Origin of the sequence: Nocardioides mangrovi, from assembly GCF_020073815.1 — a bacterium.
Classification (GTDB): Bacteria; Actinomycetota; Actinomycetes; order Propionibacteriales; family Nocardioidaceae; genus Nocardioides; species Nocardioides mangrovi.
Genome location: NZ_JAIQZJ010000020.1, coordinates 62,977 through 70,306, shown reverse-complemented (window position 1 = coordinate 70,306; position 7,330 = coordinate 62,977). Strand labels below are relative to the sequence as shown.

Annotated in this window: 8 protein-coding genes; 4 read left to right on the top strand and 4 right to left on the bottom strand. The window is 72.4% G+C overall.

Translation table 11 applies throughout. The features are described 5' to 3' along the window. Together K8U61_RS22710 and K8U61_RS22705 are read left to right on the top strand one after the other, a co-directional pair. The coding region (locus tag K8U61_RS22710; RefSeq protein ID WP_443680457.1) for a fumarate hydratase at positions 1–471 on the top strand (471 nt) is incomplete at its 5' end. Positions 472–537: 66 nt separating this feature from the next. Continuing rightward, a complete protein-coding gene (locus tag K8U61_RS22705) occupies positions 538–1,050 on the top strand; it encodes a hypothetical protein (RefSeq protein WP_224125290.1) in 513 nt (170 codons plus the stop codon). On the opposite strand, the gene K8U61_RS22700 is transcribed toward K8U61_RS22705, so the two are convergent. From K8U61_RS22700 to K8U61_RS22690, 3 genes are all read right to left on the bottom strand, one after another. Then, complete coding sequence (locus tag K8U61_RS22700) at positions 1,047–1,601, bottom strand: TetR/AcrR family transcriptional regulator (RefSeq protein WP_224125289.1); 555 nt, start codon at positions 1,599–1,601, stop codon at positions 1,047–1,049. The two genes, K8U61_RS22705 and K8U61_RS22700, sit on opposite strands and share 4 nt — an antisense overlap. A 38-nt stretch (positions 1,602–1,639) precedes the next feature. Beyond that, the gene (locus tag K8U61_RS22695; protein WP_224125288.1) at positions 1,640–3,322 is read right to left on the bottom strand and encodes a methyl-accepting chemotaxis protein; all 1,683 of its coding nucleotides are present in this window, start codon (positions 3,320–3,322) and stop codon (positions 1,640–1,642) included. A 66-nt stretch (positions 3,323–3,388) separates the two neighbouring features. Beyond that, positions 3,389–4,303 carry an NADP-dependent oxidoreductase gene (locus K8U61_RS22690; protein WP_224125287.1) on the bottom strand — a complete coding sequence of 305 codons (915 nt, stop codon included), beginning with the start codon at positions 4,301–4,303 and terminating at the stop codon, positions 3,389–3,391. A gap of 115 nt (positions 4,304–4,418) precedes the next feature. Here K8U61_RS22690 and K8U61_RS22685 point away from each other — a divergent pair, with 115 nt between their 5' ends. Together K8U61_RS22685 and K8U61_RS22680 are read left to right on the top strand one after the other, a co-directional pair. After that, positions 4,419–4,817: a winged helix-turn-helix transcriptional regulator gene (locus K8U61_RS22685; protein WP_224125286.1), complete on the top strand. Its 399-nt coding sequence runs from the start codon at positions 4,419–4,421 to the stop codon at positions 4,815–4,817. A gap of 44 nt (positions 4,818–4,861) precedes the next feature. After that, positions 4,862–5,188: an L-rhamnose mutarotase gene (locus K8U61_RS22680; protein ID WP_224125285.1), complete on the top strand. Its 327-nt coding sequence runs from the start codon at positions 4,862–4,864 to the stop codon at positions 5,186–5,188. Between the two features lie 20 nt (positions 5,189–5,208). Here the strand turns inward: K8U61_RS22680 and K8U61_RS22675 are convergent, their stop codons facing one another. Then, the gene (locus K8U61_RS22675; protein ID WP_224125284.1) at positions 5,209–7,239 is read right to left on the bottom strand and encodes a right-handed parallel beta-helix repeat-containing protein; all 2,031 of its coding nucleotides are present in this window, start codon (positions 7,237–7,239) and stop codon (positions 5,209–5,211) included. Positions 7,240–7,330: the final 91 nt, after the last annotated feature.

The following is a 7,330-nucleotide window of genomic DNA, read 5'->3' as shown; positions in this document are numbered from 1 at the left end:
GGGAAGCCGGAGTACAAGTTCCTGTTCATGGCCAAGGGCGGCGGCTCGGCCAACAAGTCCTTCCTCTTCCAGGAGACCAAGGCGATCCTCAATCCCCAGCGCCTGCTGACCTTCCTCGACGAGAAGATCCGCTCGCTCGGCACGGCCGCGTGTCCGCCGTACCACCTGGCGGTCGTCATCGGCGGCACGTCGGCGGAGTTCGCGCTCAAGACCGCGAAGTACGCCTCGGCGCACTACCTCGACAACCTCCCGACCGAGGGCTCGATGAGCGCCCACGGCTTCCGCGACGTCGAGCTCGAGGAGCAGGTCCTGCACCGCACCGGCGCCGGCTGCCACGACGTGCGTGTGGTGCGGCTGCCCCGCCATGCCGGCTCGTGCCCGGTCGCGATCGCGTTGTCGAGCCCGGCCGACCGGCAGGCGCTCGGCAAGATCACCGCCGAGGGCGTCTTCCTCGAGGAGGGCGACGAGTGAGCGGGGGAGCGGCGTTCCTGGTATAAAGAGAACGATCGTTCTTTCTCTTACGTATCGAGGAGCTCCATGTCCACCTCCGCCCTCCGGCGTCTCTACCTCGTCCGCTTCGTCTTCGCCGTGGTGTGGGCGGGGCTCTTCGTCGCCACCTCCTCGCCCGTGGGGACCGCGGCGGTCGTCCTCGCGGTCCTCTACCCGGTCTTCGATCTCGGCGCCGCGGTCGTCGACCTGCGCACCTCCGGTGACCGCCGCCCGATGCTCGTCGTGAACATGGCGCTCAGCCTGGCCGCCGCCGTCGCGCTGGCCGTCGTCGGTGACGACCTCGAGGGGATCCTCGTCGTCTGGGGGATCTGGGCGATCACGGCGGGCGCGGTCCAGCTGTCCGTCGGCGTCGTACGACGGGCGCTCGGCGGTCAGTGGCCGATGATCCTCAGCGGCGGCATCTCGGTGCTGGCGGGCGCGTCGTTCGCCGCCTCCGCGAGCAGCGCGACCTCCGTGACCGGCATCGCGGGCTACGCCACCCTCGGCGGGCTCTTCTTCCTGGTCTCGGCCCTGCGGCTGCGCCAGCCCGCGGTCGCCTAGGAGCCGAGCAGCTCCTCGACGCCCTGGAGGAAGACCTGGCCGACGTGCCGCGGGTCGGCCAGGCAGCCCGACGCCATCGCGCCGTCGCGCAGGAGCACGAAGAGCTCCGTCTTCTCCCGGCCGGCCAGCGACGTGACGGTGTCGAGGAACCACTGCCGGTGCTCGAGGACCGCGCGGTGCACGGGGTGGTCGGTGTCGGGGTACTCCGCCGCGGCGTTGAGGAACGCGCAGCCGCGGTACGCCGGGTCGTTGATCTGCGCGGCGACCGCCCGGGCGACCGCCCGGACGCCGTCCTCGGGGGAGAGGTCGTCGGTGAGGACCGAGGCGACCTGCGCCCGCTCGGCCGCGCTCGCCGCGTGGAGGTAGGCGACGACGAGGTCGTCCTTGCTCGGGAAGTGCCGGTAGAAGGTGGCCCTGGTGACACCCGCGGCCGTCACGATCTCGTCGACGCCGACGGCGTGGATGCCCTTGGCGTAGAAGATGCCGCTCGCCGTCCGCAGCAGCCGGTCCCGAGGCTCCGAGGCTCTGGTCGTCGTCGTGGTCCGCGGCACCCTCCCAGGCTATCGACCGGAGACGGGCGGCCTGACGATCAGTAGGCGAAACGGGCCACCAGCAGATCGAGCGATGCGGCCAGCTCGGCGAGCTCGTCGGTGGCCCGCTGGGCGTGGGCGACCTGGGTGGTCGTCTGCTCGGCCGCCTCGGCCACCGACGCGATCGTGCCGGCGATCTCCCGAGCCCCGACGGCGGCCTCGGCGACGTTGCGCGACGTCTCGGTGTTGGTGGCGAGCTGCTGCTCCACGGCGGCGGCGATGGTGGCCTGGTGCTCGTCGATCCGGGCCACGACCGTCGAGATCTGCTCGATCGACCGGACCGCCGCCTCGGTGTCCTGCTGGATCTCGGCGACCCGCCGGCCGACGTCCTCGGTGGCGCGGGCCGTCTCGAGCGCCAGCTCCTTGACCTCGGTCGCGACCACCGCGAAGCCCTTCCCTGCCTCCCCGGCCCGTGCGGCCTCGATGGTGGCGTTGAGTGCCAGGAGGTTGGTCTGCGAGGCGATCCCGGCGATGAGGTGCAGCACCCCGCCGATCTCGCGGGACGCCTCGCCCAGTCGTATGACGTCCGCGTTGGTCGTCGCCGCGGTGTGGACCGCCTGGGAGGCGACCGCCGACGCCTCGGCCGCGGAGCGGGAGATCTCGCGGATGACGGTGCTCATCTCGTCGGAGCCCTGAGCGACCGACTCGACGTTGCCCGAGACCTGGCCGGCGGCCGACGCCACCACCCCGGCCTGGGCGGAGGCCTCGACGGCGGCGGCCGAGATGCTGACCGAGCTCTGCGCGAGCTCCTGCGCCGACGCGGACAGGGTGGAGACGGAGGCGGCGAGCGTCGACACGGTCTCCTGCACCCGTCCGGCGAAGGTGTTGAAGGACCGCGCGATCGAGCCGAGCTCGTCGTCGCCATCGACGGCGAGCCGCGCGGTCAGGTCGGCGCGCTCGTCCTCCGCCAGGGACTGCAGGCGGCGCCTCAGGGCCGCGAGCGGACCGCGCACCGAGGCGGCGATCCCGATCCCGAGGGCGATCGACAGGGCGCCCCCGACCAGCCCCGCGACGATCATCATCCGGCGACCGCTCGCGGCCTCCGCGCGGGCCGACTCGGCCGCGTCCGCGCCGGCTGCCTGGACCGCGCGGTCGACCGCGGCGATCGCGTCGGACAGGCGGGTGAAGTTGTCGATCTCCTCCCCGATGACGAGCTCGTTCGCGCGCCGCTCGGCAGCCGGGTCCCCGGCCGCGTAGTCGGCGAGGATCGTCGTGTCGACCGCCATGAAGTCGTCGTACGCGCCCTGGGCCGTGGCGATCTCGTCGGCCACGCCCGCAGGCACGCGGTCGTCGTCGGCCAGGACGCGCAGGCCCGCCTCGAGCTGCTGGGCGGACTGCAGGAAGGCCGTGCGGCTGGCCCCCTCGTCGGTCGCCGCGGTCGGCTCCCCACGTAGGACGTCGAAGGCGTACGCGGTCTGCCAGCCGTTCCAGTCGGCGGACTGGAACCGGACGGCGGCCGCCTCGCCGGCGACCGCCAGGTAGCCCTGGACGTCGGTGGAGGCGTCCTGCTGCCGCGAGAAGCCCTCGACCCCGAGAGCGACCACGGCGAGCAGCGCGACCGGCCCCACCAGCGCGAGGGCGACGAGTCGGGCGGCGATGCTCGTCCGTCGCCCGAGGCCGCGCAAGCTCCAGCGGTTGCGGGGTGCGGGCATCGAGGTCGACGTGCCAGGGGTGCCGGTCATGATCCCTCCTTCAGCAGGTGCAGCGACCTTGATCGTCCGTCCCGCGCCGTACCTGAGGGATCGGCGTCAGGGACGGAGCACCCACCGGCCGCGGACACCGCCCTTGGCGACCTGGCGCTGCGCCTCGGCGGCCTCGGCCAGCGGCAGCTCGCCCGCGATCCGGGTGACCAGCCGGCCGGCGGCGGCGTCGGCGAGCAGGTCCGTCGTACGGCGGCCGTCGGGCACGACGCCCACCACCTTCACGTCGACGCCGCGCTCCGAGGCCGGCGGGTTGGACGGCTGGACGCCGACGAAGACCCCGCCGTCGCGGACCAGGGCGACACCCGCCTCCTGGAGGACGGCGCCGTCGGCGACCGCGTCCCAGCCGGGCTCGGCGCTGGCGGTGAAGTCGACGCCGAGGCCGCGGACGAAGTCCTCGTCCGTCGCGCGGGCCAGGCCGGTGACCCGCCAGCCGCGGGCGGCGGCCATCGGCGCGACGTAGCCGCCCACGGCCCCGGCCGCGCCGGTGACCAGGAGCGTGCGGCCCGCGCCGTCGCCGAGCAGGTCGACCAGCTGGGCGGCCGTCAGGGCGTTGAGCGGGAAGGTCGCGGCGGCCACCAGGTCGAGGCCGTCGGGCACCAGGCCGACGTCGGCCACGGGGACGACCAGCTGCTCGGCGTACGTACCGAAGTCGCGGTCGAGCCCGCCGACCAGGCCGGCCACCCGGGTGCCGACCGGCAGGTCGACCCCGTCGCCGACGGCCTCGACGGTGCCCGAGAAGTCCCAGCCGAGGCCGGTGCGCTCGGGCTGGTCGATGAGGCCGATGCCGTGGAAGAAGCCGCCGGCGACGGCGAGGTCGACCGGGTTGACCGACGCCGCGGCCACGCGGACCCGGACCTGGCCCGGGCCCGGGTCGCGGACCGGCAGGTCGAGCAGCTCGATGGAGCCGGGTCCGGCAGGGGTACGGACGACGGCGGCGCGGAAGGTGGTGTCGGTGGTCATGGCGAGCTCCTCTTGCGGAAGGGATGGTGTTTGCTCCACGATGGCGGGGTAACTCTCCATTGGTAAGTAGGCACCTGGAAGTGCGTAACTTGCCCCGAGGTGCCCGGGAGGGCCGATGCCGACGATGACCGCCGCCCAGCAGCGCGAGCAGGCGAAGGTCGCCTACGACGCCTTCCTCGCCGGCTGCCCGAGCCGGCAGCTCCTCGACCGGCTCTCCGACAAGTGGGTCGCGCTCGTCCTCGCCGCGCTCGCCGAGCAGGGCACGATGCGCTACTCCGAGCTCGCCCGCCGGCTCGCCGGCGTCAGCCAGAAGATGCTCACCCAGACCCTGCGCACCCTCGAGCGCGACGGGCTGCTCATCCGCGAGGTGACGCCGACCGTCCCGGTGACCGTCGACTACACCCTCACCCCGCTGGGCTCCTCGCTCGACGGGGTGATGCGCCAGGTCAAGGCGTGGGCCGAGCTGCACATGGACGACGTCCGGTCCGCGCGCGAGGAGTACGACGCGCGCTGACGCCCGATCGGAACCGGTCAGACGTATGACCTATGCTCCGTCGCGTGGAGCGACACGGTCTGGTCGTCAACGTCCGCCCCGAGAGGCGGGAGGAGTACCTCGCGCTGCACCGCGCGGTGTGGCCGCAGGTCGAGCGGACGCTGCGGGACGCCCACGTCACGAACTACACGATCTTCGCGCTCGACGACACGCTCTTCGCCTACTACGAGTACGCCGGCGATGACCACGCCGCCGACATGGCGCGCATCGGCGAGGACCCCGTGACCCGCGAGTGGTGGACGCACACCGACCCGTGCCAGACGCCGTTTGGGGGCGATGGGTCCGCGGACGGCGGATGGCGCGACGCCGAGGAGATCTGGCACCTCGGCTGACGCGCCACCCGCGTCCGGGATCAGGGCCGGGCGCCGGCCTCGGCCATCACCTGCTGGGCCTCGGCCGGCCAGCTGCCGTCGGTCACCTGGGTGTTGTCGACGACCTCGTTGCCGTAGCCGTCACCCTCGGGGTTGCGCGCCGGGCCGACGTCCCACCAGTTGTGGGTCACGAGGTTGTCCTTGGTGTTGAAGGTGTCAGGGTCGCCGGCGTCGGAGTTGACGTAGAGCCAGTTCGAGCAGCCGACGAAGACGTTGTCGCGGATCGTCAGGTAGCGGCTGCCCTGGTCGACCAGTGCCCCGAACGTCTTCTTGTTGTCGTAGACGTAGTTGCGCTCGATGACCGTGCCGGGGCTGGCGGAGAGCGTGTAGATGCTGCCGCCGTCGTTCATCGACTGCTTCGTGTCATGGATCAGGTTGTAGGAGACCGTGTTGTCGCGGAACGTGGTCGGGGTGTCGTAGACCGGCTGGTAGTCGTACAGCCCGTGCTCGAGGTAGTACTCGTTGCCGCCCGGGTCGTTGGTGCCCCATCCCCAGCCGATGTCGATGCCGTCGTAGGGCAGGTCGGTCACCGTGTTGTGCGAGATCGTCGCCCGGGTCACGTACGTCGAGAGGATGCCGGCGTTGTCCCGGTAGTCCTGCGAGACGCCGTCGACGGTGTTGTCGGTGATGGTGATGTCGTGGTCGGTCATCCGGGGGTCGGTCGGGTGGTGGGCGTCCGGCCGGACCCCGCCGACGACGATCGCCGAGCCGCTGGAGTCGGTGAAGGAGCTGTGGTCGACGGTGATCCGGGAGGCGCCGTACCCGACCCCCGAGGCGTGGGCGTCGGCGTCCATCCCGATGCCCAGCCCGACCGAGCCGAGCTGGTCGAACGCGTCGTCGGAGAACGTGATGCCCTGGGCGGCCGAGACCTGTACGGCACCGGGGATCTGGGCCCACTCGTTGCGGCTCTCCTCGAACTCCGGGCAGCCGTTCTGGCAGCTGGTCAGGAAGTCGGCCGGCCAGTCGTAGGTGCCGACGGCGTGGGCGCCGCTCTGCTGGTCGACGTAGCCCTGCGAGCTGCTGGGGAAGCGCCACGTGGTGTGGGAGAACGTGAGGCCGGTGAAGCTCAGGTCACGCACCGGGTGCGCGTAGCTGCCGCTGACCTGGACCAGCGACTCGAGACGCGGCAGCCACACGTCGTGCTGGGCCATCGTGTCGCCGGGTGCCGCGCGGTAGTAGAGCCGGCCGGCGGCCGAGTCGAGGTACCACTGCCCCGCCTCGTCGAGCAGCTCGTAGGCGTTGTCGAGGTAGACGGCGCCCCGGGCGTACGGCGACTTCAGCGTGTCGTAGCCGAAGTTGTTGTTGTTCCAGGCGGGCTGCTCCATGACCAGCGTGTCTCCGCGGACCGCGACCACCGGCGAGATGCGGTCGGTGAACGAGCCGAGCTCCTCGACCTCGAGGTCCTGGGGGTTGGTCAGCGTCGCGATCTGTGCCGCCAGGGCGGCGTCGTGCACGACCAGCCCTTCGGTCGTGAACTCGAGGTCGGGCCGGGTCTTGCTGGCCGCGAGCTGGAGCCGGGTGCGCTGCGCGAGGCCGCCGTCGACGTACAGCTGGCGCGTCGTGGTGCCGCGCGGCACCCGGGCGACCCAGATGTCCTGGGCGGCGTCGTCGACCCGCCATCCGGTGACGCGCGTGCCGCCCGAGAGCACGGCGTGCTGCCCGGGCGCGCTGGTCCAGGTGACCTGGTGACCGTTGCGCCCGCCGTCGGCCGTGGTGAACCGCAGTCGGTGCGCGAGCTCGTAGGTGCCGCCGGCGAGGCTGACCACGACGTCCTGGTGGCCGGCGTGGGCCCGCGCGAGCCGGCGCGCGGCCTCGATGGTGGTGACGACCCGGTCGGCGCCGGCGGCATGGCGGCCGCCGTCCGGACGGACCGCGATCGTGTAGGTCCCCGAGGGACGTCCGTGGTCCGGGCCGTGTCCCGAGCCGCCGGCGACGGCCGGTGTCCCGGGGAGAAGCGCGGCCGCGACGGCCAGGGCCGCCGCGGCGTAGCGCGGGCGTGGCAGGACGATCATCTGCAGTCAACTCCCGATAGTTGTGACGTATGATGTTTCGGACTGTAGCGGTCGTCACACGTCACGGCAACGGGTCGGGATCGCCGGCTCG

Coding starts and splice junctions, on each gene's coding strand:
- K8U61_RS22685 (WP_224125286.1), top strand. CDS start 4,419: ATGCCGACGATGACCGCCGCCCAGCAGCGCGAGCAGGCGAAGGTCGCC.
- K8U61_RS22695 (WP_224125288.1), bottom strand. CDS start 3,322: ATGACCGGCACCCCTGGCACGTCGACCTCGATGCCCGCACCCCGCAAC.
- K8U61_RS22690 (WP_224125287.1), bottom strand. CDS start 4,303: ATGACCACCGACACCACCTTCCGCGCCGCCGTCGTCCGTACCCCTGCC.
- K8U61_RS22675 (WP_224125284.1), bottom strand. CDS start 7,239: ATGATCGTCCTGCCACGCCCGCGCTACGCCGCGGCGGCCCTGGCCGTC.
- K8U61_RS22705 (WP_224125290.1), top strand. CDS start 538: ATGTCCACCTCCGCCCTCCGGCGTCTCTACCTCGTCCGCTTCGTCTTC.